Genomic DNA, 23673 nt, shown 5'->3' on the forward strand with positions numbered 1-23673 from the left:
TGCCCGGACCTACTGAGCCTGGCGATGCGCTGCGCCTAAGGTTAGCTGGCGCGATTCAGCGCGGCGTCGGCCGACGCCCTCCGCGAACCTTCAGGTGCGCCAGCTCAGGGGCGAGCGTCGTCCGGCGCTTGGGCGGCGCCGGGTTCACGCATCAGCTTGGCCGCTTGGGCGACCCATTCATCACGCTCGATTCGGCCCTGGAAGACCTCCAGCAGTGAGTCCACAAAGGCCACATCGCGTGGACTCCAGGCTGCGATCTGCCAGAAGTAGAAGACCCCCTGCCCGTGCAAGAGCTTCTCCAGCACCGGGCCCACGCCAGAGATGCGTTGAAGCTCATCCGGTGCCCCAAAGTCGGCCGCGGTCAGCAGGCGGGCCTCGGCGCGGGCTGCCTCTTCTTCCCGCGGAGCTTGCGCTGCGGGCTGGCAACGCTCAACGATCAGTTCTCGTAGCTGTCCAAGAGCGTCGCTGAGATCCGGCACCTCGGGGAAGGTCGTCGGCAGCGCATCCACCCGCGCCTGAAGCGCCGCCAGCGGTGCTTCCCAGCGACTGGGCAAGGCGTCGGTCACCTCTTTATGGGCAGCTAGTGAGGCGAGGACAGGCGATAGATCAATGGACTCCGCGGGTGGCGGCAAGGCATCGACCGCCTGCGACAGGGCCTCGATCTGCCGCTGCAGCCCCAGCACATCCACCGCAGGGGGAATCGGTAGGCTTCGAAGCGCCGTATCGAGGCGAGAGAATTCTTCGAAGACAGCGCTCAGATCCACCTCCAGAGGCGCGGGGAGCGCTTCGATTAGAGCGATGGAACGTTGCACTTCCCCATGCAAGGGCTGCAGATCGACGCGCTGCGGGGCGGGCAGGGCCTCGACCAGCTGAGTGACGCGCTCGATGGCCGCGCGGATCGGGCCGAGATCGACCTCCGTGGGGGCGGGCAGGTCCTGAACCAGGGCAGCGACTCGGTCGATGGCACCCTTCATTGGCGCGAGATCGACCCGGTCCGGGGTGGGCAGAGCGGCCACTAAGCTCGCCACCCGCTCGACGTCAGCATGCACTGGCGACAGGTCGAGCCTCTCTGGCGCCGGCAGGGCCGCTACCAGGGCCGCGACTCGATCGATGCCACTGCGCACCGGAGCGAGATCGACGTGTTCGGGCGCAGGCAGCGCGGCGATCAACTCGCCCACATGCTCGATGGCGCTATGTAGCGGAGCCAACTCCACAGCTGGCGGCACGGGGATTGCCTCAACTTGCGCGGAGACGGCGTCGAGCGCCGCGCCAAGGGGCCGCAGGTCCACCTCCTTCGGTGCCGGCAACGCACGGATCTGCGCCGACAGCGATGCGATCGCCTCGTGCACCGACGACAGATCCACCGGCTCGGGCGCCGGCAGCGACGCCACCTGCTCGCACAAGGCATCCAGCGCACCTTGCAGCGGTGTCAGGTTGGTGGCCGGCGGCGGCACGGGCAAGGCGGCGACCCGCGCATCCAAGGCGAGCAGAGACTTCTCAAGCGGCGCCACCGTGGGCGCCAGGCGCTGCTCCACTTCGTCGACGCGGGTGCGCAAGGCACTGACATGTGTCTCGATCGGTGCGAGGGCTGGCCGCAGCTGATCGACTTGCTGGCGCAGCTCGCCAACGCCATCCTCGAGCGGAGCGAGATCGACGCTAGGCAACAGCGGCGTCAAGCGATTGACCAACGTGCTTGCTACGCTCTGCTCCAAGGCCTTCAGCTGACTCTGCAACTCACCGACCAGGCGCCCCCTGTCGGCCAAGGCCTCGGTGAGCTGCGCGTGATGCTCCGTGTAATCCACGAAGCGACGGCGGCACCACCAGTAGCCGAGCACGAACGCGATAATGGCGATCAGCAGGTATATCAGGGTGAACTTGGCAAGTAGGTAGATCATCTCGTTCGCATCCTCTTAGGGCGTGCTAGTGGGCCGCGTGGTAAATAATGTTGCGCGCAGTGGTCGTAGGGGCAGCGGCAGCAAGGCGCGTCGCGCAGCCAATGGCGTCGCATTGGCAAGCGATGCAACGCCGCGGACGCTGCCCCCGGGGCAGACCCCGAGGGCGAGTAGCACGGGCGCCATCGCGGCGTTGGTCCAATGCAGCCATAGCTCGGCTATGGCTGCAGTCGACCACCTTGCCCTGGCGCCCGTGCTACTCGCTGAGCGTCACCTTATTCACCAAGCGGCCCACTACCGCTGACATCGCGCAGGCGCACCACGATGCGCCGGTTCTGCGCCCGTCCAGACGCGGATTCGTTGCTAGCGATCGGTGAGGTCTCACCGAAGCCCTCGCTATCGAGGCGCGCCGCATCCACGCCGAGGCCCACCAGGGCAGTGACGACGGCACCAGCACGCGCCGCACTAAGGGCTTGGTTGTCTGCGGCGTTGCCCACGTTGTCCGTGTGACCCTCGACCAGGAGCGCGCCTGGACACTGGTTGGCGAGACTTGCAAGGGCCGCAAGCAATCCGTCGTCCCCACGTGGAATCTGCGCGCTGCCGGTGGAGAAGTGGATCGTGGCCTCATCGAGCAACTCGACGAAGGTGGCGTTGCAGTCGAGCGCGTCGCGAGCCACCTGCAACCAGAGGTGTGCCGTCGGGACTTGCTCACCGGCGGCATTGAACGCCAGCGTCGTATCAGCCTGCCCCGACGCTTCCACGATGCCGGCAACGCTTAGCTTACCGTCGAGCCAGTGGGCTTCCCCGCGTATTAGCCCGGTGAGGACTGCGAGCGCGGCGCTTGCTGCCGCTTGCGTGCGCGGTTCGCCTTGCCCCGGCGCCGGGGCCAGCACCCGCAGCTCGTCCACGACCCGCGAAGCGCTCACGCTAGCGTCTCTCACGAGAGAGGCGCGCACCTGCTCAGTCGGGACTTGGCCAGCAAGGCGCAGGGCATCCTCGGATTTATCGATCCTGAAGTCGTAGGCAACAGGGGCTTGCGGGCGCTCGGGTGGTAGCGCTGGGGCCGGTGCTTCGTCGATCAACACCGGTGCCTGCAGTTCGACGCGCGCGATCGTCGGGCAGCGCAACCGTCCCGCCCAGGTGTCGCACCGTGCCGACTCGGCTATCCACTCGTAACGCTCGGTAGCATCATCTAGGCCAATGGCGGACAGGGTCACGCGTTGCCCATTCGCATCACTGTCGAACACCTCCACGCCGACGGCCTCGAGTCGCGCCCGCGACTCGCGCGCTACGTCCTGCTCCACCTGCCTAGCGACGCCCAGGGTGGCAATCAGAAACAGCAGCAAGGCCAACAGCAGGAGTGCCCACCACCACAAGGGGAGCGCGGCGGGCGTGGACACTCGCAGATGATAGAAGCGGGTACCACTTAGCGCGTAGCGCGTGTGTGCGCTATTGGAGGATGCTCCCATGGGGCTCTCCCTGCCCGATGATTAGCCTGAGCCTACTCTAGCGCGTTCCGAGGCAAATCGTTATTTCAATGCGTGGCAGGCGCTGCACCATTAGGGTGCTGCCGTTGCGCACCGCAACGACAAAGGCTAGGTGCGGGCTCCCGTAAAACCCAAGCCGTGGCGCTGAACGCCTTCCCGGGACACTTTCGGACAGTACCTACAACTGTGGCACCATCGGCTTGGGCGGCGCATTTGGGCGGACAGGCGATCTCGCGCAAGTACAAACCGCGACCGTATCGTGTTCGATCCCGAGCAGCGCGTCGATTACCAGACCGTGCCGGCAGGCTCGGCCCAGACAGGAGTCATCGCCGATGGCGAAAGCAGAGTTAAAAACCGTGGCCAATGACGTGGATGTGCAGACCTTCATCAACAACGTAGAGCCGCCGCGACGGCGCGAAGATGCGCAGCTCCTACTGGCGCTCTTCGCTCGTGTCACCGGCATGGAGGCGAAGATGTGGGGGCCGAGCATCGTCGGCTACGGGCGCTACGCCTACCGCTACGATAGCGGCCGCGAGGGCGAGTTCATGATGACCGGCTTCAGCCCGCGCAAGCAGAACCTATCGCTCTACATCATGCCGGGCTACGAATTCGACGGGATGAGTGAGATGCTCGAGCGACTCGGCAAGCACAAGCTCGGTAAGGCCTGCCTGTACATCAACAAGCTCGCCGACGTCGATCTTGACGTGCTGGAGGAGATCGTGCTGGCGGGCTTGGAGAAGGTGCGCGGGCGGTGGGACACCTGGGAGGAGTGATCGATCGCGAGCGATCGAATCTCATCACCGACTTTCATCGCTAGAAACACCGAAAATGCGCCATGACGCGATGCGGCGCATCTGCTACGGTCCTCCCTCCCCCGGTCACACGCAAGCGTCCGCCCGATGAACCTCATCCGAATCCTGCTCATCGCCTCCCTGCCCGTCGCAGCCCTGATCGCGGTTCCGCCCGCCCTAATCGGCCCTCAGGTGGAGGAGCAGGTGCAGATCGGCATCGCCCAGGCGAGCGACAACCCCGTGGCCAGCATCCGACTCACGGAGTACACGCGCGGCTGGTTCGGCGCTGAAGGGCGCATCGTCGTGCAGGCGCGCGAGGAGTACCTCGACGCGGTATTGGCTGAGCGGGCGGCTGAGGAATCCGCCCAGGATTCGCAAGCGGCCGCCTCGATGGAGGAAGTCCGAGCATCCCTGCTCGAACCGGTCGAGTTCGACCTCGACATCGCTCACGGCGCCCTGCTCTTCCAAAATGGACTCGGCCTCGGCGCAGCGTCCGCGGTGCTCACCCTCGAAGACACCTTCAAGGAGGATCTGCCGGAGCTCGAGATGGACGGGGAGGTGACTAGCACCATGCGTGTCGCCTTCGACCGATCCGTAGACTTCGCCTTCGATATTCCGTCTTTCGAACTGCGCTTCGAGCCGCCAGATGAACCGGCTGGCGAGGTGCAGTTCCTCGGCCTAGCCTCGAGCGGGCGCTACGACACCGTGGCCAGCGAGGTGGTCTACGCGGCGACAATGCCGTTGCTCTCGGTGAAGATCGGCGACAACGTCGTCATCAGCGTCGACAACACCGCATTCGAGGGAACCGGCCAGGAGCTGACGGAGGATGTCTGGCTCGGAGACTTCAACTGGACCACAGCGCAGATGCGCATCTCCGCCGTGGACGAGGACGCCGGCGATACCTATGACCTGCTGATGGAAAGATTCAACTCCAACATGGCTGTCGATCAAGACAAGGACAGCAACCTATTGTTCGTAGAGATGGGCTACAGCATCGACCACATGGTGGCAGAGGAGTACGAGGGTGGCTTCAACCTCCCAATCACCGTGCGCAACATCCCCGTCGAGACCATGCAGGGGTACATGTCGCTCCTAGACGATCCCGCGGCCGCCGCTGCCTTCGAAGACGACACCGCCCCCGTGACCGAGAAGCTCACTGAACAGCTGCTTGGGATATTCGAACCGTGGCTCGCCGCATCGCCGGAGCTGCGCGTGGGTCCGGCCAAGGTGGACCTTCCCGACGGCACGCTCAACGTCGATATGCGGGTGCTGGTGTCGGGCGATGAATTTTCCAAGGTGGGAATCGCAGCCATGGCAGACCCGAACGTGCTTGGACAAGTACTGAGCGCCACCCTGGACGCGTCCGTACCGGTGGCGCAGGCGGAGAGTCTCGCCAAATGGGTGCTCACGGATCAGATCACCAGCGGTATGGCGGGGCAACCACCGGAGTATCAGCTGACGCCCGAGCAGGCGGCCGAGATGGCGGCTCAACAGGCCCCAGGCATGCTCTCGGAACTGGTGCAGCAGGGCATCATCGAGCGCGAGGGTGACAACTACACGGCGGCCATCAAGGTGAAGGACGGCAGCGTCGACATGAACGGCCTGGTCCTACCCCTAGGGATGTTCGCCCAGTAGCACGCATGGCACCGAGCGATCGCCACGCTCGGCTCCCTGCTAGCTGTCGATCACTCCATTAGCGACACATCGCCTGAGCCCGTGTCCACGCTGAGACGCAGCTCGCGACCCCCGCGGCGGGCGATGAACTTGTCATCATCCTTGTCGAGCACGTCCAAGCCACCCAACTCGGAATCTATCCGACCTGAGCCCGTGTCCACGTCGAGCTCGACGCCGACGCCCGCAGGCAGCACGACCCGAACATCCCCGGAGCCAGTGTCCAACGATACGCGACCACCGAGGCCAGCGAATTCCATCTCCACATCGCCCGAGCCCGTGTCCGCGATCACCTGCTCTGCACGCAGCCCGCGCATCACCACCTCGCCAGAGCCCGTATCTGCCCGCAGGCGCTGAGCCGCGACGTTCTGCAGCAGCACGTCACCTGAGCCCGTGTCGACGTTGATCCGACCGCCGTCGACCCCCTCGAGTCGCACATCGCCCGAGCCCGTATCAGCCGTGATATCGCCCAGCACGCGATCGACGATGATGGCGCCGTGGTGCGTGTCCAGGTAGAAGTCACCCGCGGCATCCGCCACGCGGATCTCGCCGAGAGCGAGATAGGTGCTGATCCGCTGATCCGGCGGCACGCGCAAGACGATGTCCGCGTACGCCTGCGTGCCGCTGCCGGAGCTGCGCAGGCGCACTCGCTTGCCACGCCCCCGATGGAAGGTGCCGTCGCTGGACACCTTGACATCGGAGCGGCCGCGCCAGTTGACCTCCCGGTAGACCACATCGGCGTCCGGATAGCGCACGACGAGGGCCGTAGCACGCTCGCCGCGCACCTCCGTGACCAGCGTGTCGATCGACAGGAGGTCGGCGTCGGGGCCGGCCAACGTCACCTCGGCGACAGCGCTCGGCCCGGCGCCCGTCTCGATTCGGACGGAGCCGGCCAGATTGAAGACGGCGAAGGACTGACCGTCGAGCCGGACGGTCTCGGCGCCCGCGCCAGCGCTGGCCGCGAGCAGCGCGGCGGCAAGAAGAACACGCATCCGTTCATCCTCTGTGGAGTGGTTACAGAGGGGTTGGATGCCGGGTGAGGCGGGACGGTTGTAATCGGGCCGATCGGCGGCTCGCGATCCCCAGGTAGGGGAGCGAGCACCGAGCGCCGCCGACGCTCGGTGCTCGGCCTGCCTCCGCTACCCCTAAGCCGCGCCGCCCTCGGCCGCGGCCGCCTCCTCGGCGGCGGGCGTCTCGCCACTCAACTTGCTCATGGCGAGGTCTACCCACCCCAGCTGCCAAGCGGCCCCTGCGCCACCGGCCAGGACCACCAGCGCAATCAGCCAAGGCCAGATGCTGCCCTTCTGGGCGAACGGGTCGCGCATTGAGCGCTTCGAGCCGTCGGGAAGCTCGGCCGTCTGGGTGAGCGTGGCACCAAAGGGGATGTTGATCTTGGCGCGCGTGTTCACCGCCCAGCCGTTGGCATCGAGGATAGGCGCCAGGTTGCGCTGGCGCAGCTTCATGTAGGCCAGCACCATGGACGGGCCGGAAATCACTAGCATGATGCCGATGATCGCGAGTGGCATCTGCCACCAGCTCAGGCCCAGGAAGCCGGTCACCACGGCCGCCAAGGCCGTGCCAATGGCGCCGACGGCCAGCCCGATCGCAGCGAAGATACCGGCGAACTTGGCGATGTCGAAGGCCGGCGCGGCCGGCTTGCCGCTCGCCGCGCTGGTCGCCGCACCAGAGATGCCCTTGGAGGCGCTGGCGGTGAGTGCCTTGTCCTGGGCACCGGCCATCTTCTCGATCTGGTCGGAGATCATGCGAGCAAAGCGCTTGTAGGGCGACCAGAAGGCCTGCGAGAGGCTGATCGGGTGTTCCACCAACTTGGTGATAGTGGCGTCCCAGTCACCGCCATCGCGATCGTAGAAGACGCCGTTGCGACCGACCATGAGGTTGTCCGCATCACCACCGGTAAAGGCCGCCGCGATGGTCATTTTCTCCGCCCCGCCACGGCGCTTGCACTCGCAATAGGCCAGGTAGGTGTTGCTGCGCGTGGCCATGGCGGCGTGGGCAGCCACGTTGTCCACCCGTACGCACAGCTCACAGCCGCGACCGTCTAGGTAGAGAGTGCCGGCCTGGAAGACGGCTTTCTGATCGAGGCTGTAGAAATCACGCAGGGATACGAAATTGTGCAGCAGCTTGTCCAGGTGCTGATAGTAGTGAACGAGTCTGTTCACTGCCTCGATGCCGTCAGCCTCGGGCGCCACCTCTAAATCCTTCGCGATCAGCGCCTCGATATCCGCTCGAGCGCTGCCTTCGAGCAGTGCCTTGATCCGCTCCATGCCAAGGCCGGCGACGATGTCACCGCGCTGCTCTGCGCGCCAGGCGGCGTAGGCCGCGAAACGACCGCTGATATCGCGCCAAGCCTCCTCCGTGAGCTCACTCTGCTCGCCGAGCAGGGGCGCCACAACCTGCTCGCGGAACGTGGCCAGGGCGCTGGCCCATCCGGGATTGAGACCGGCGGCCAGAGGCAGGGCGCGGTCGGACTCGGCGCGTGCCAGAGGGAACGCCGCGAGGGCTTCCGTGTCCGGCGACAGCGTGTGGGCGGTCACCGCTGCGAACTCCGCTTCACTCGGATTCACGACCGCCGCCGCGCGCTCGTCAAAGGCGGCCAGGCGCGCGCGGGTGAAGAAGTCCTCTACTTTCTCCTGCACCGCCTCCAGAGCGTCGGCAGCCGCGTCGGTCTTGTCGCCGAGCAGGCGCACGTTAGACGCCTCGCCCTCGCCCCACCAGTCGGCGAAGGCCTGCGCCTCGGAGAAAAATTGCTCGAGGTGCTCGCCGTCGATGCCATCGGCGCCGCACCGATCCGCCACCCCACCGACGCAGCCGATGATCTCGTCGATCGCCGCTGATACGGTGTCGTCCTCGGCCGAACTCGCCGGCACCACCCCATCCCCGTTGAAGGCCGTGTCCGCGAAGATACGGCTCGTGTCCGCCGTCTCCTCCGGCGTGATCACCGCGGCGTCGCCCTTGCCCAGGTTGCTCAGAATCTGCTCCGCACTGGCGCGCAGCTTGGCGCCGTCTTCCGAGCTGTCATCGATCGACTTCAGGGGCAGCCCCTGCGTCGGCTGCAGCAGCTCTGCAGGGTTCTTCAGCAAGCCGCAGGCCCAGGCGATGGCGGTGCGTAGTTCCGGCACTCGAATGCGCCCGTCACCGTCCGTATCGAGGAAGGCGAGCGTGCGCTCATCGAACTCGATGCCCTTGGTGGGGCAAGCCAACGCCGCCCACAGCTTCTGGTCGAACTCCCCTAGGCTCTTTAGGTCCTCCGCCGTCTCCAGCGTGACCTGATCGAATCCCCCGAGGCGCTGAAAGCGCCATTGATGCCTGTGTTGCTTCGCCATGGTTCTCCCTGCGCCAGCGCGCCCTTGGCTGATCGTTGATAGTGTCTGCGATCTCCCAGTTCCCACCCCATTTGAACCGGTCGAGATCGTGTCGAATGGTAAGGAGGTCGCGCGCGAATAGCCAACAAAACGACGCTAACTTCCGTGAACTCGTCGCATCGTAGTCATCGGCTTGGCAGCGCTGGCCGTTGCCTCCCTCATCGAGCAGGGGCGTACACTGTGCCGTCACCCGCCCGAGGACAGCGAGCTGCCCGTGGCTGATCCCATATCCCCCCGTCATTTGTTCTGCTTTGGATGCGGCTACACGGCCCAGCGCCTCGCCCAGCGGATGCTCGCTAGCGGCGCCCGTGTCTCGGGCACCACGCGCACCCGCGAGGGCATCGAGCGGCTGACCGCCCTCGGCGTCGTAGGCCACGTATTCGACGGCCGAGGCGCACTACCCGCCGATGCTCTCGATGGCGTCACGGAGGTCCTCTGCTCGATCCCGCCCGGTGAGGACGGTGAGGACGGAGTGATTAGCGTGCATGGCGAGACCCTGGCAAACCTGCCAACCTTGCGCTGGAGCGCCCTGCTCTCCACCACCGGCGTCTATGGGGATGTCGATGGCGCGTGGATCGATGAGACTGCTCCCTTGCGCCCGAGCGCTGAACGGGGCCGCCGGCGAGTCGCGTGCGAGGCACGCTGGCTGCGCTGGGCCGAGGCCACCGGCAAGGCGGTGCAGGTGTTGCGTCTGCCTGGGATCTACGGGCCTTATCGCTCGCCCTTTGCGCGCCTGCGGGCGGGCACCGCCCAACGCGTTCTCAAGGCCGGGCACGTGTTCAATCGCATCCACGTGGATGACATAGTCTCGGCCTTGGCGCTAGCCATGGCGCGGCCGGAGGCAGGGCCGATCTTCCACCTTGCGGACGACGAGCCCGCCCCGGCCGATGAGGTGCTCACGCACGCCGCCAGCCTGTTGGGTCTGCCGCCTCCACCCGCCACGACCTTTGAGGACGAGGATCTTTCGCCGATGGCCCGACAGTTCTACTCGGAGTGCAAGCGCCTGATCACCACTAATGCCAAGCGGGAACTTGGGTTCTCGCCGGCGTATCCCACCTTTCGTGAGGGCTTAGCTGCAGTGCTGGCCGAAGAGGCAGAGTAGGCTTGCGATCGCTCGCCCAAATTTAGCGACCGCCCACACACCTACCTGTCGCGGTGGCAGGGCGTGTCCGTACGATGTCGGCAGGGCGGCGGAGGACCCGCCCTGCGAGGCTGGAGCAAGGCCAGCCCTCGGTTGAAAGTACCTAAGCCCAATGGCATAACCTGACCCAACGGCTACAACAACAGCAAGGGTCAAGGATCGATCCGGATCTCGCCCAAGGAGGGAACGATGACGCGCAGCCACCCCCAGCACCGGCCGAGCAATTCAGCGCAATACACGCCGATGCCGCACCGCAGCTACCCGCTCGCCGCCCTGGCCCCGATCGCCCTGGTGGCCACCGTGGCGATGTCGGGGCCGGCCACCGCGGCCACCTTCACGGAGGTGGCGCGCGCCCTGCCTGACGAGTGCTTTCGTGATCTAGGCGATAGCGCACCCATCGACTTCGAGGCCTTTCCGAACACGGGATGCGACGCCGAGGCCGGCTACCAGCCCAAGATCAACGAGGCTTACATCTGGTCGATGGCGGGCATCGTCGCCAGCGGCGAGAACGGCGGAGAGCCGGGCGCCAAGATCTTCTTCGGCACTGCCTCCAATCCCCTGTGCCAAACGGCTGGCGCCTTCGGCTTGACCAACGGCCTAGAGCCCTTCACCGACGGTACGGTCGCCTGCGAGTTCGCCCTCGCGCCCGACAGCCAGTCGAACGGCGGCCCGCTACCGGACTTCATCGCCGATCTGCGCCCACCAGGCATGTACGCCTACCTGCTCGACAGCGGCACGCTGGTGCCACTGTCCGGCGCTCAGGGCCCCCTCCTGCCGCCGGATGCGCAAGCGGCACTGGAGATCACCAACGGGGTGCGTGGCGCCGTTGCATGGAATGACCTAGTAATTCTGTTCGGCCCATCGATTCGCGGTGGCATCAACGCCTTCGCTTTCGATGCGAGCACGCTCGAGTTCATCGACTGGGCGTTGCTCCCCGAGCTCGGCCTCCTGCGCAAGTGTGTTGTGGTACCGGGCAGCGAGCCCAACATCGCCTACTGCGCCGTGGGTACGGCGCGCGATGAGGGAGCGATCATCCGGATGATCGGCGACAAGTCCTCGCCCTTCGACTACGCCGTGGTCGGCCGTCTCAACGGGCGCGGGGCCAACATCGCCTGGTCGCCGGCTCACAATCGCGTGTTCGTGACCAGCTGGGCAAACCGCCGCACGGCGGGCGTCTCCGTCGCCAGGCGCGCGTCTGTCTGGCGCGGGCCCGTGCACCCTCCACAGGGCTACCGCGCCTCGCAGGAGCGTTGGGAGGTGCTGTTCAACCTTCGCGAAGACTACGAACCCGACGACCTCATCAGCCGTCTGATCGGGATGGGCGACGTGGTGGATTGCAACGGCGATCTGCTCTTCGGCACCATGACCTTCCCCTCATCGGCCAAGGTCGCGCACTTCTCGCTGAACCCGGAACTGTACCAACCGGGTGGCCCCTACCAGGGCCAGATCGACACGCTGGTGGCCCGGCCGGCCTCCGTCTTCACGCTGCGCGATCCGGGCAGTGAGAATCCGGTGCTGCAGATGCTCTACGGCAGCGAAATGCTGCCCGCATTCGACGGCGTCGATCTATGGGAGACGGTGCCGAATTCGGGCGGCCTACCGTCGGAGAACCTGAGCCCCGACGGCGCGGGCTTCGGCAACCCGCAAACCCACTACATTTGGCTTGCCTTCAACTATCAAGACCGTTGCTACATCGGCACCTTCGACCTCACCTCCCCCACTACCGACGAGGGGGACTTGGTGCGCGAGGGCGGCGGTGATCTGTGGGTGTTCGACTCGGTGGAGGCGCCGGCAACGCCGGTGACGACCGAAGGCGCTGACAATCCGTTCAACTACGGCTTCCGCACAGCCGTGGAGCTGGACGGGCGCATGTTCATCGGATCGGCCAACCCCTACAACCTTGTGCTGCCGAACGCACCACCCTACTTCACCCGCGGAGGCGGCTGGGAGCTGCTCGAGTTCCAACCCTGACCGACGTGCGCGGAGGTAGATCGCTCGGCTGCCTCCGCGCCCCCATTCAAGCCTAGGCCAAGCTATCGCACGTGGGCAGGCCCTTCCCATGCGGTGACCTAGACATCTCGCTCGGCCCCAGCCGACGTCCACTCTGTGACCCAGCCAGGATTCAGCGGCGTGCTAACGCTACTTGGGCAGTAGTTACGCGCGCTCTCGCTCAACCCCAGCCGCATTTCGCCGACAAGGCTCGTGCCCTGGTTGAGATGTTATCAGCGTGTGCGGAATCGCCGGCGCCTTTGACGCCACTACCCAAGTCCCACTTCCGCTCACCTACGTTCAAGCCGCCGCCGCAACGATGCGGCGCCGGGGGCCGGACGCGGAGGGCTTTGCGCAAGCGCCTGGCTTAGCCGTGGCGCACCGCCGCCTGGGCGTGATCGACCTGGAGGGAAGCGCGCAGCCCTGGGTTGACGCCACAACCGGTGACGTCCTGGTCTTCAACGGCGAGCTGTATAACTTCCGTGACCTGCGCTCGGCGCTCGCGCACGAAGGCGCTCACTTCCGCTCCGCAGGCGACACCGAAGTGCTCCTTCGCGCCCTGCAGCACTGGGGTCGTGCCGCCCTGCAACGGCTCAACGGCATGTTCGCCTTCGCCTGGTACCGTGCGCGTGACCGGCGCTTGTGGTTAGTCCGCGACCACCTGGGCATCAAACCCCTCTACTTCACTTTCCTAGGCGAGCGCTGCTACTTCGCATCGACGATGGCCGCCATGCTGAGCTTTCCGGACGTACCGCGTGGCCTCGATCTCGCCACCGTCTCCCACTACCTATCGACCGTCCGCTCGACCTTGGGCACGCGCACGCTGGTGGAGGGAGTCCGTACGCTCGCTCCGGGTCACTTCCTGGAACTGTCCCCGCGCCACCCCGAGGGCGCGCCAGCGCAGCGTTGGTGGTCACTCCCCATCGTTCCCGCGCAAGCCAAGCGCGAACGCGATATCGGCGAGGTAGCGGAAGAGGTACGCTTCCAAGTGCGCAGGGCCGTCGATCGACAGCTCATCAGCGAGGTGCCCCTAGGCGGCTTCCTGAGCGGCGGCTTGGACTCCACGATCATCGCCAGCGTGGCCAGCGAGCTCAGCGGCGGCAGCTACCACTGCTACTCCGTGGGTTACGCCCGCCGGGGCGCGAACGGCAACGCCTACCATGAATTCCCCTACGTCGAGCTAGCGTGCCGCGACCTCGGCGTGCAGTGCCAGTGCATCGAACTCGACGAGGGCGACTACCTGGACGACTGGGCGTACCTGGTGCACGACAAGGGACAGCCCTTGAGCACCCCCAACGAAGTGGGGATCTTCCGCCTGGCCCAGGCGCTACGAGAGCGCTACACGGTGGCGCTTAGCGGCGAAGGTGCCGATGAGGTATACGCCGGCTACGCCACGGCCTACGCGTCCGCATGGGACTTCGAACGTGCGACGCTCGCAAACGCCTGGCCCGCGCAGACACGCGAGCGCTACCAGGCCTCCCTGACGCGCCTCTACGGAACGTGCGAGTTCGCCAACCAAGCCGATCACTACCTGCGCCTAAACTCGTGGATCCCCCTGAGCCTCAAGTACAAGATTCTCACCGTGGACGCGATCGTCGGCGCACAGCACGACGAACCGATGCTGCACCACTATCGACACCTGCTCGGCGCCCTAGAGCACCTCACGCCCATGGATCGCTACCTACACCTGCTCGCCCAAACCAACCTGGAAGGTCTACTCAGTCGACTGGATTCGAGCACCATGGCCGCCAGCGTCGAGAGCCGCGTACCCTTCACCGACCCGGATCTCATCAGAAGTGCCTTCAACCTGCGTGACACGGACAAGTTGGACTTCATCGATGAAACCGCGCGCGCGCGCGGCCAGGCGATGAATGCCGTTGAGTTAGAGCAGGGCGGCTATCTAAACGCTAAGCGCGCCCTGCGCGAAGCATTCCGGGATGTCGTGCCTGAGCAGATCCTAACTCGCGCAAAGATGTCCTTCCCGGTGCCATTCCAGGAGTGCTTCGCGGGCCCCTGGCATGACTTCGCGACGCGCACGCTTCGCGAATCCGAGCTGATCAACGGCCTGTGTGACACGGGCGCTGTCAAGTTCCTGCTGGACAACTGCGAGCACAACGGCCTGAGCATCGCGCTATGGCCTCTGGTCAATCTGGCCCTATGGGCCGACACCTTCGGCATCTCGCTGCCCGCAGGCGGCGGCACGAACGACGTCTCTACCACTGCCAGTGCGTCCTAGGCTAGGCATAGGCGCCGCCTAATCGCAACGCTAGTAAGTGGCTGGAGGCTCGATAATCAGCTCATCGCCCCGTTTGCTGAAGTCCACATGGCGCAGGAACGACATTCCGAGGAGCACGTAGTCGCCCGTCATCGACGGGTTGATCGAGCCCTCGATGTAGTTGAGTTGGATACCGCCGAGCCTCATGCGCTCGATCTGTGTGTCGTAGGCCTTCACCACGCCGCCCGCCGTGTTGACCAGAGTCGACGATCGCCTGGTCAGTCCCGCGCGCTCAGCGATCCGCGCAGGTACCGCCACGTGGTCTGCGCCCGTATCGATGAGGAAGGTCACCGGCTCGCCATTGATCGTGCCTGGCGCGAGGTAACGACCGGCCGGGCTACGCTTCAGCACCACGCGCGTGGGCGCATCTACGCCCGTTGCCACTTGCAGATTTGGGTTATTGCGATGGGCGAGCACGCGATCGAAACCCAGGTACATCAACCCCATGAGCCCGGCGAAAACCACCAGCATCGGCGCTAGGGATCGCATCGATTCAGACAACGAGAGCTCCTCCTCTTGAGGATCGGGTATACCCGATTGGCACCGGGGCCATGCAGGCAAGATTCCATGTACGTCAGATACATCCTCGCACGGTGGCTCAAACCCCGGTGCTGGGCCGGTGCATCTAAGCGCCAAGATCCCATCTGTTTTCAGAGCGAGTCAATCGATGCGTTGTTCCCCTGCGATCTGTTTCGCCCTAGTGACGGTCCTCGCCGCCGCCTTGTCGCTGCGGCCCGCCCGAGCCACCTTCTCGATCGCCGCGTGCGAGGTCCCTAGCGGGCGCTGCGGCGTCGCCGTCGCCACCAACAACCTCGCCGTCGGCCACGGCGCCCCGTTCGCCCAGGCGTGGGTCGGCGCGGGTATCTCCCAGGCCGAGACCAACCCGTGTCATGCGCCCGTCGCACTGGACGCCTTGCGCCAGGGAGATTCAACAGAAAATGCGCTGAGCGCCGCGTTGGACGCATCGGGGCGGTGCCCTGACGGCTACACCGACGAGGATCGCCAGACCACGGTGGTAGCACCAACGGGTCGAGCCGCCGCCCACACGGGCAGTAATGCCAATGAGTATGCCGGCCAGCGCATCGGGGAAGCCGTCGCAGTGGCGGGCAACGGTCTGACCGGTCCTGAGGTGATCGAAGCGATGTGGGAGACCTATCACGCCAGCGAAGGGCCCCTCGCAGAGCGCTTGCTGCAAGCGTTAGAGGCGGGATACGCGGCAGGCGGTCAGCGAACCGGAGTGTTGTCCGCGGCCTTGCGGGTGGCAAGCCCTGAGGGCTGGCCCGTAGACATCGATCTGCGCGCGGACTTCGCCCCCGGTGAGGCTATTGCTCGGGTTCGCACTGCCTACAATGCCAATAGGGCACGCACCATGCTGTTCCGTGCCCGGCGACTGTCCGAGGATGGGCCGGCGATTGCACTGGTGGAAAGCGCTCTCGAGAGAGCCCCCACCTGGGATCGCCTCTGGCTGGCAGCAGCACGGTTGGCGGCAGCGCGGGGCTGGGAGGAGATGGCTAGGCGCTGCGCCTGCCGATTCCAGGTCCTAAACCCTGGATGGGCCGCATCGCTGAGCGCGGCCGCGGACGGTGTCCGCTGCTCGGGAGGTTAGCTAGCCTGAGAGGTGTGCTCGCCGAAAAAACGTTGCTGGCGCACACGGGCGCCAGCAACGTCACGAGTCGAGCCTTAGGCCGCGCGACGGCGACGCAGACCCAGCAGACCCAAGCCGGTGCCGAACAGCCACAAGGCTGCCGGAACGGGCACAGCGGCCACCTCGATCGAGATGTTGTCGACGAAGAGCTCCGAGAAGCTGTTCGCCGCACCACCGGAGGCTGCTACGAACTGCAGCGAGACACCGCCGGAGACATCACCACCCGTCGTGGTGGTGAACATGAAGTCCGTCCACACGTTCGGATCCGGGTTCAGGGCCAGCGGACCGCCGCCGAGGATCTCGTTGGTCGCACCGCCACCGGAAAACTCGGAGAGCAGCTCGGCGAAGTGCACGCCACCATCGAGGCCCACGCCGCGCGCGGAGAAGGAGATCGTGATCTCGCTGTTCGGCTGCACAAGGCCGATAGCCAGGTTAGCGTTCTTGATTACCACGCCCTGGATCGGACCGGTGGTCGCGATCTGCGCGGCATAGGTGCCCTCAGCCGGGTTGTCGGTGGTGATACCGATCGTGCCACCGCCCGTGAAGCCTACCCAACCGGGAGGCGTGGGCCCCGGCGGATCGATAGGAAATCCGTTGACGCCGGCATCCTCAAAGCCCCCGTCGATCGCGATGTCGACGTTGGCTGCCTGCGCGGCACCGGCCAGCGAAAACAGCCCGAGCAAGCACACTAGGGCTGCGTTGTTTCGATTAATCATTAGTCCCCCATTCTTCTTAGGTCGGGTTCGAAGCTTCAAACATCAGATCACGAGCATCCCGTCCGCATGCCACGGCAGGAACAGCTGCACCACCCTCTTCCCAGATGGAGCAGCCCGAGAGGCGGTCACGCGACTTTGGTGACACCCATTTTGACAGCGCTGTCATTTTCGGGCGTTCGGCAAAGTTCAATGCGGTTCTTTCCCAAGGGCTCTCAGGCACAGTGTCTGACATCGCTGTCAATTGTCAACTCGTCCCGCCTTCGCACCCGTGACGTTTCGTTTCCGCTCGATAAAGTCCGGGCCACGCTGGGGGACCGCCGCACTGTTGCTGCGCAGCACCCACCGCCTAGACGACACACCCGCGGGCTGCACTGCAGCAACGCCATGAGGGCACTACTACGGCCCGAGGCCCCCCGCTTGCGAATGGCCCGGTCCCGAAACACCGTCCTTGCCGACTACATCTGACTCTGCAAGTAGTTTGGCAAGCCCACTCGCTTGATCAGGCCAAGCTGCTGCTCTAGCCAGTGCGCATGATCCACCTCCGTGTCGTCGAGCATCTTGAGCAGCATGTCGCGCGACACGTAGTCCCGCTCCTCCTCGCAGATCGCCATCGCTGCGCGCAGGTCTCCCACCACCTGGTACTCAAGGTCGAGGTCGTTCTTCAGCATCGATGGCACATCGTCGCCCACGTTCAGCGGATCCTGCTTTGAGAGATCCACGTCCGCCTCGAGAAACAGCAGGCGCGCGATGAGCTCGTCCGCGTGCTGGGTCTCGTGCTCCATCTCGTGCTTGGTGTGCTCGTAGAGCTTGGTAAGGCCCCAATCGGCGTAGTGTCGCGCATGAGCGAAGTACTGATCTCGCGCGGCGAGCTCGCCACTGAGTAGCTTCGCCAGCTGCTCGATCACCCGTTGACTGCCTTTCATCGTCCACTCCTCATGTGTGCGGCGCGGTGTGTGCGCTACCTGCGCGGGCTCACATGATACCTGGGAAGTTCCGAGGGGCCTCAAACGCGTTCCTGCACGAGAAGCGCACTACGAATCGTTCGCAACCCTTGCAGCCATACCCTTGACTAACGCGTTCGTTGGTTCGGGATTCTGCGAGCGCCCGCCTGTGCGCCACGCAGCAACCAGCGACGCATCAACCGCATCGCCCCATCGACGCCCTCTCCCCACCACGAGCCCCACCCCAAAACAACACAAGACAGTGACGGCGGGCGCCGCCCATCTCGGCGCCCCCTCGTTCGCGCGCAAGTCGTTATCAATGCGTGATAACTCACCTATCTCTATCAATAGTATAGACCATGGCTATTGCAACAACGCGTTTGAACCGTTCCGGGCGACCAGGCGACTACCCACACAGTGGACGAGCGTTACCCCCGCCCCCTCGTCCGTTGTTTGGAACATGATCCGCAAGGAATACGACAATGCGCCTACCCCCCCTTCGCACCCTGTCCCTACTCGGGACGATGAGCCTGCTCGCCGCCTGCAGCGGCGGTGACGGCATCGACCCCATTCAAGATGACAACGACGCCCCGCCACCGGTCGCCAGCACCTGCCCGGATGTCGGCAACCTCACCCCCGTGGAACTCGGCCCCGACCAATGCGAGCTCGGCGGCGTGCTCACCGCCCCGGGCGTGCTCACGGTCGGCCAGACCTGGTTCCTCGAGGGCACCCTGCAGGTCGGTGACGAGACCAACGCGGTCACTCTAGATATCGACGCGGGCACGGAGATACGCGGCGACGCCGAAGGCGCGGTCGACGCGCTACTCGTCTTCCCTGGCTCCGCCCTGCGCGCCAACGGCACCGCCGCCAGCCCCGTGCGCTTGCTCTCCGACGACGACGGCGTTGATGGCCGCGGCGAATGGGGCGGCGTGTTCCTGCGCGGCTTCAACGGCCTGCCCACGCTCACGGGCACCCAGGGCGCCAATCGACTGGACTACGTGGTCGTCGCCGAGGCGGGCGCTGCCACTGCCGTGACCATCGACGGGCAAACCGTGACCTATCAGGACAACATCGTGCTGAACGGTGTCGACGACACGACGACGCTCACCTTCGTCCAGTCCCACAACTCCGCCCGCGATGGCTTCCACATCGTGAACGGCGACTCCAACCCGCGCATCGTCAACGCCACCCTGGTGGGTAGGGACAGCGCAAGTGTGGTCGGCGGCGATGCCGATAATGAGTTCGGCATCTTGTTCGCCGACAACACGGACCAGATTCGCCTAGGGAACGTGTTGATCGCCAACTTCCGCAACGGCTGCTACGAGGCCGACTCGGGCGCCGACCTGAGCGCCATCGATACCTCGACGCCTGGCCCAAACTACCTCGACGGCGTGCACTGCGCCAACGAGGCCGGCGCCGGTGGCGCGTTAGCGCAAGCGAACGTGCCCTTCGACGCCCTGGCCGGTGGCATTCAGTTCACCGGCGAGCTGGTGGAGCGCGGCAACAACTTCACCGCCAGCTGGTACCTGGACAACATCCGCGGCCTCGGCAACGGCTTGGTCGCCAACCCAGCGTTCCTGAACGGCTTCCTGGACGGCGACACCAACCTCGACGGCACCGTGGACGGCGCGGACACCCACTCGCCCTTCATCATCGCCGACGATGGCCTCGGCGGCTTTAACCAGGACGTGGCGAGCGATACGGGCGGCTACGACCTCACGCACGTGGGCTCCGTGCGAGGCGGGGCGGTGACCAACATCCAGTTCGACGATTGGACTGTGGGCACCCTGCGCAGCGGCGGCTTCACCGTGCGCACGGTGCAGTGAGGTGAGGTAAGCGTGGACCGGCGGGAAGCGTCCCTAGCGCTTGCCGCCGGTTGCCCGCTAGGGGGTGAGTTCCTCTTTGCCGCAGCGCAGGCGACGGACAAAGGAGATGTTGCCGCTCCAAGCGAAATCACGATCAACCAGGGGACTGTCGGTAACCGCATCGTCAAGAAAATCGGCCAGGAAGCGCCCCGTCAGGGCCCAGCAGCGCGCGAAACGGAAGCTGCCGCGGGTCGCCAGCCTAAGCGTATTGCTCGCTTCACCTTCGAACTGGGGCCGCTCAGGCGTCGCCTCCTCGCGACGCACGCCATAGTAGTAGTTCACCACCGACGGGGAATCGCGAATCACATCGAGGTGGGGGATCACCTCGAGGCGCCCGTCGAAGAACTTGCGCGGGAAGCCGACGGAGACCGCGTAGGTCTGCCCTTCACTGCGCTCCAGCCAGTCCGTCACGCCCCACGCCTCCACGAAAACACCGTCACCGCGCCACGCCGCGCCCATGCCGCCAGCCAGGGTGAACTTGCGATCGTCCATGCCCTCGAAGAACTCCAGGTTGCTAGCGTTGTAGCGGCGGGTATCGAGCAGGCCCACGAGGGCGAACTCGAAGGGGGAGTCCAGAGGGTCGTGGACGCGCCACCAGGCCAGGCGCTCGCGCACGGAGAAGATGTCATCGTTGAAGACGTAGTCCTCGAGACGTTCTGGGCGGGGCAGGGGCAGGATGTCCACGTCGTCGCCGATGTAGGGGTCCTGGGAAAAACTCACCTGGACGCCCACGTAGATGTCATCTTTGAGATCTTCCCAGTACCGCGCCCAGCGGCCGGGCTCGCCTGTCTCGTCGCGCGGGGCAAGCCCCTGCCCCAGGGCGACGCTGCTGATCAGCAATAAGGCGATTGCCGCCGCATTCAGCAAGCGACAGCAGCCGCAGCGGAAGACGTCTGTCACCGGAACTCCTGCGCGGGTCGACTACGGAGGGTTTCAGGTGAGCACGTGGCGAGTGATCAACCCGAATTCAGGCGTCCGAGTCTACCGGGGCAGCAGGGGCTTCCGGCGGGCCTGTGGCAAATTGTTGGCTGGTGCAGTGTGCCGGCGTCCTCGGACCTGCGAACCAGGCCGCACGGGAACACGGATCAACCTACTCGATCACGTCGAGGGCGAGGTTGGCCTGTAGCGGGTCGTCGAGCGCCGCGGAGTCTCGCACTCCCGAAGCTGGGGCATCTTGCGCCAACGCCGCTGGCGGGGATCCGCTTTCGGGGTCCGGCGTGTCGACGGCGGTGGCGTGCTGTTGCAGGCTGTACAACAAGATCAAGCTTAGGACGCAACCGATCAGGTGTCGGGGCTCGTTCAAGGGCGTGCTCGCGGGTGGCCTACTCCCCGACAATTTCACTAGAAGTAGCGACCGACCCACCGTGCATTAGTACGCGGGCGAACGCGTAGGATGAGAAGAGCTTCACGTAATCACCGGGTAAAGAGGATAGGCTTCACGCCCAGCCAAGTGCACGCAACGTAAGGGCGTCGTTCCAGACCTTCGTCATGTGTTTGATCGCCTCGCCGTCGAACTGCATGGCGTAGACGTAATCCGCAGCCACCGCCTTGCCGGAGGGATCCACCGGACCACCGGGCCCCGTGTGAGTGCCGAAAAACACCGCGAAGACCAGCACGGTCTGGCGACCCTCGTCCTCGGCGATGGCCTTGAGTTCGTAACGCGCGTCCGGCACAGGAGTGAAGAGCCCCTTCATCCACTGCGCGTACGCGGCCAGGGTGTCGATCTGCGCCAGTGCGTCGGCCTGGGCGGAAAAGCTGGCATCGGCGTGGCAGTAGGCTTGGCACACCTCCCAGCCCTTTCCGGTTTCGCAGGCATCGAAGAACTTCGCGGCGGTTTCAAGTCGCTGGCTCACGGCACGTCTCCATGTGAGGACCCTTCGAAACATAGCATGACCAAGTGCAAGGTCACGGCAATAGCCGCCGCCGGTTGACGACGCCCGATGGCAGCCCAATGCCACCGGGCGTCTGCTGGCGCCTAAGCGCAGGTGCTAGCGGATGTCGTAGACACGGGCGCCGCCGACGATCGCGCCGGGGTTACCGTCATCCCAGCCGGGCATGCCAGCGATCGCTCGCTGACCATCCGGCGTCATCGCCACGGACCAACCCAACTGATCGCCGATCACCTCACCTTCAACCTGCGGCGCGTAGGGCATCCAGACATTGCCGTCCCAGTCGAAGATGGCCAGGCGGCCATTGTTGTTGCCGGTGGCGAAGGGGCCGCCGATGGCGATGCGGTTGCCGTCGCTGGAGAGCGCCATCGGCTGGTGCAGGTCGAAGGCTGCGATCACTTCGAAGAACTCGCCGAGCTGCGTCCAGTCTCCAGCGAAGTTCTCGAATACACGCACGCGGTCGCCGGAGAAATTGCCGAAGGTGGCAACGCGCGAGCCGTCCTGGGCGATGTTGACGCTCTGACCCAAGCGGATGTCACTGGGGCCGTCGAAGCGCCCGAGGATGGGGCCGCCTACGGCCACCCAGTTAACACCGTCCCAGTCGTAAACCAGGGCGCGTCCTCGCGTAATGCTGACGTTTTCCTCAGTCAACTCGTCGTAGGCGGGGGCCCCGACGATCACGCGCGCGCCGTCACCGCTGATGTCGACCGAGGCGCCGAAGTCCTCGCCCGGCTGGGTACCGAACACGCTGGCGCCGAGTTCCGTCCAGCCGCCGCCTTCAAATTGAAACACTGTGAAGGCGCCCTCCACGCCGTTGGGCGTTGCGCTCGATAGCCATGCGCCTGCGGCCAGGCGTGAGCCATCGGTGGACAGGGCCACCGCGACCCCGTATCCGTTGATCCCCGTGTTACCCGGATCGAAGGGCGTGGTGATTGTGGCACCGATCTGCACCCACTGATCCTCGATCCACTCGTAGACCCAGATGCTGCCGCGACGTCCGTCGCTCTGCAGCGTCAGGGCATTGCCGATGGCGAGGCGCTGGCCGTCGCCGGAGATAGAGACCGCCTCCACTTCGCCCCAGGGGCGCTGTGCGGGGTCCGGGTTCACCAGGGTCTGGCCAAGCTGGCCCCAGGCGCTGCCGTTCCATTCGAACACGCGCACTTGACCGCCGTTGACGCGCCCCGCATCACCTAGTGAAGTTCCTAACACCACGCGTAAACCGTCATCGGAGATGTCCACCACGCGTCCGTCCTGGTCCTGACTGATGGCGCCAGCAATGACATCGCCGACTTGCACCAACTCTGGCGACATCGCCTCGTCCACGAAGCGCACCAGCACGGCAGTGTCCTCGGCCGAGGTGAATCCCACCACCCGATTCAGGCCGATCAGCGGAAACGGGCCCGGGCTCGCCTCGGCAGGAATCGAGGCGTTCACGCTGATGCCGACGATCGCCCCGTCGTCTGCCTCTATCACGATGGGAATCACCACTTGCACGCCGAGCGTCGGTGCGATCACCGCGGTGACGAAGACCCTGCCGACCAGATCGTCGAAGGGCACTTCCAGCGAATCAAGGCGGTTGAAGCGAGTGGCGAAGTTGACCTCCGCGCCTGGTGGGGCCGAAACGATCTCCTCGAGGGTCTGGCCGTCGCGCATCAGCACCTGCGTGTCGAGCACGAGGTCGGCACCGGAGAGGGTATGCGCCGATGCGGGAAGGTCGGCGAGATCGATATCCGCAAGCGCCGGGGCCCGCGTGGCCTCGGAACCGTCGGCGAAGTGCAGGATGATGGTCTGGGCAAAGCTGGGGGCACTCAAGGCCAAAGCCAGCAATATTCCGATGAGTCGAGCACAGTGTTTCATTGGGTTTTCGTCCGTTTTCTGCGTCAGGGATCACCCCGGGCGGCCCGCGCCAGCAAGGGGCAGGACACGCGTCAGGGTCTCGACTAAGGAAAGGCGCAGAAGATCGGAAAGAGGGTCACGCCCACGCTGAA

Annotated in this window: 18 protein-coding genes; 7 read left to right on the forward strand and 11 right to left on the reverse strand. The window is 65.3% G+C overall.

All coding sequences use genetic code 11. The features are described from left to right. Positions 1–104 precede the first annotated feature (104 nt). Complete coding sequence (locus AAGA68_05395) at positions 105–1895, reverse strand: hypothetical protein (GenBank protein MEM9384475.1); 1791 nt, start codon at positions 1893–1895, stop codon at positions 105–107. Positions 1896–2167: 272 nt separating this feature from the next. Further along, on the reverse strand, positions 2168–3361 hold the full coding sequence (locus tag AAGA68_05400) for an OmpA family protein (protein MEM9384476.1): 1194 nt from the start codon (positions 3359–3361) through the stop codon (positions 2168–2170). Between the two features lie 350 nt (positions 3362–3711). On the opposite strand from AAGA68_05400, the gene AAGA68_05405 reads away from it, so the two are divergent. Together AAGA68_05405 and AAGA68_05410 are read left to right on the forward strand one after the other, a co-directional pair. Beyond that, positions 3712–4152 (forward strand): DUF1801 domain-containing protein, encoded by a 441-nt coding sequence (locus tag AAGA68_05405; protein MEM9384477.1) that lies wholly within the window; start codon positions 3712–3714, stop codon positions 4150–4152. 126 nt (positions 4153–4278) lie between these two features. Further along, positions 4279–5805 carry a DUF945 family protein gene (locus AAGA68_05410; GenBank protein ID MEM9384478.1) on the forward strand — a complete coding sequence of 509 codons (1527 nt, stop codon included), beginning with the start codon at positions 4279–4281 and terminating at the stop codon, positions 5803–5805. A 50-nt stretch (positions 5806–5855) separates the two neighbouring features. On the opposite strand, the gene AAGA68_05415 is transcribed toward AAGA68_05410, so the two are convergent. Together AAGA68_05415 and AAGA68_05420 are read right to left on the reverse strand one after the other, a co-directional pair. Beyond that, positions 5856–6833, reverse strand: coding sequence for a DUF4097 family beta strand repeat-containing protein (locus tag AAGA68_05415; protein ID MEM9384479.1), 978 nt, complete (start codon positions 6831–6833; stop codon positions 5856–5858). A gap of 153 nt (positions 6834–6986) precedes the next feature. Then, complete coding sequence (locus tag AAGA68_05420; GenBank protein ID MEM9384480.1) at positions 6987–9185, reverse strand: hypothetical protein; 2199 nt, start codon at positions 9183–9185, stop codon at positions 6987–6989. A 253-nt stretch (positions 9186–9438) separates the two neighbouring features. Between AAGA68_05420 and AAGA68_05425 the strand changes: the two genes are divergently transcribed. From AAGA68_05425 to asnB, 3 genes are all read left to right on the forward strand, one after another. Further along, positions 9439–10326, forward strand: coding sequence for an SDR family oxidoreductase (locus tag AAGA68_05425; GenBank protein MEM9384481.1), 888 nt, complete (start codon positions 9439–9441; stop codon positions 10324–10326). Positions 10327–10554: 228 nt separating this feature from the next. Further along, on the forward strand, positions 10555–12336 hold the full coding sequence (locus tag AAGA68_05430) for a hypothetical protein (protein ID MEM9384482.1): 1782 nt from the start codon (positions 10555–10557) through the stop codon (positions 12334–12336). Between the two features lie 256 nt (positions 12337–12592). After that, the gene (gene asnB / locus AAGA68_05435) at positions 12593–14590 is read left to right on the forward strand and encodes an asparagine synthase (glutamine-hydrolyzing) (GenBank protein MEM9384483.1); all 1998 of its coding nucleotides are present in this window, start codon (positions 12593–12595) and stop codon (positions 14588–14590) included. 30 nt (positions 14591–14620) lie between these two features. Here the strand turns inward: asnB and AAGA68_05440 are convergent, their stop codons facing one another. After that, complete coding sequence (locus AAGA68_05440; protein MEM9384484.1) at positions 14621–15130, reverse strand: retropepsin-like aspartic protease; 510 nt, start codon at positions 15128–15130, stop codon at positions 14621–14623. Between the two features lie 166 nt (positions 15131–15296). Here AAGA68_05440 and AAGA68_05445 point away from each other — a divergent pair, with 166 nt between their 5' ends. Next, complete coding sequence (locus AAGA68_05445; GenBank protein ID MEM9384485.1) at positions 15297–16235, forward strand: DUF1028 domain-containing protein; 939 nt, start codon at positions 15297–15299, stop codon at positions 16233–16235. A gap of 74 nt (positions 16236–16309) precedes the next feature. Here AAGA68_05445 and AAGA68_05450 read toward each other — a convergent pair whose 3' ends face one another. Then, a complete protein-coding gene (locus tag AAGA68_05450) occupies positions 16310–16990 on the reverse strand; it encodes a PEP-CTERM sorting domain-containing protein (GenBank protein ID MEM9384486.1) in 681 nt (226 codons plus the stop codon). 455 nt (positions 16991–17445) lie between these two features. Then, complete coding sequence (gene bfr, locus AAGA68_05455; protein ID MEM9384487.1) at positions 17446–17913, reverse strand: bacterioferritin; 468 nt, start codon at positions 17911–17913, stop codon at positions 17446–17448. 500 nt (positions 17914–18413) lie between these two features. Here bfr and AAGA68_05460 point away from each other — a divergent pair, with 500 nt between their 5' ends. Further along, positions 18414–19757, forward strand: coding sequence for a hypothetical protein (locus AAGA68_05460; GenBank protein MEM9384488.1), 1344 nt, complete (start codon positions 18414–18416; stop codon positions 19755–19757). A 57-nt stretch (positions 19758–19814) separates the two neighbouring features. On the opposite strand, the gene AAGA68_05465 is transcribed toward AAGA68_05460, so the two are convergent. The 4 genes from AAGA68_05465 to AAGA68_05480 all read right to left on the reverse strand — a co-directional run bounded on the left by AAGA68_05465 (position 19815) and on the right by AAGA68_05480 (position 23542). Continuing rightward, positions 19815–20696, reverse strand: coding sequence for a MipA/OmpV family protein (locus AAGA68_05465; protein ID MEM9384489.1), 882 nt, complete (start codon positions 20694–20696; stop codon positions 19815–19817). A 190-nt stretch (positions 20697–20886) separates the two neighbouring features. Beyond that, positions 20887–21099, reverse strand: coding sequence for a hypothetical protein (locus AAGA68_05470; protein ID MEM9384490.1), 213 nt, complete (start codon positions 21097–21099; stop codon positions 20887–20889). A gap of 133 nt (positions 21100–21232) precedes the next feature. Then, positions 21233–21649 carry an ester cyclase gene (locus AAGA68_05475; protein ID MEM9384491.1) on the reverse strand — a complete coding sequence of 139 codons (417 nt, stop codon included), beginning with the start codon at positions 21647–21649 and terminating at the stop codon, positions 21233–21235. Positions 21650–21784: 135 nt separating this feature from the next. Then, on the reverse strand, positions 21785–23542 hold the full coding sequence (locus AAGA68_05480) for a hypothetical protein (GenBank protein MEM9384492.1): 1758 nt from the start codon (positions 23540–23542) through the stop codon (positions 21785–21787). Positions 23543–23673: the final 131 nt, after the last annotated feature.

Source organism: Pseudomonadota bacterium (assembly GCA_039193195.1).
Classification (GTDB): Bacteria; Pseudomonadota; Gammaproteobacteria; order Steroidobacterales; family JBCBZW01; genus JBCBZW01.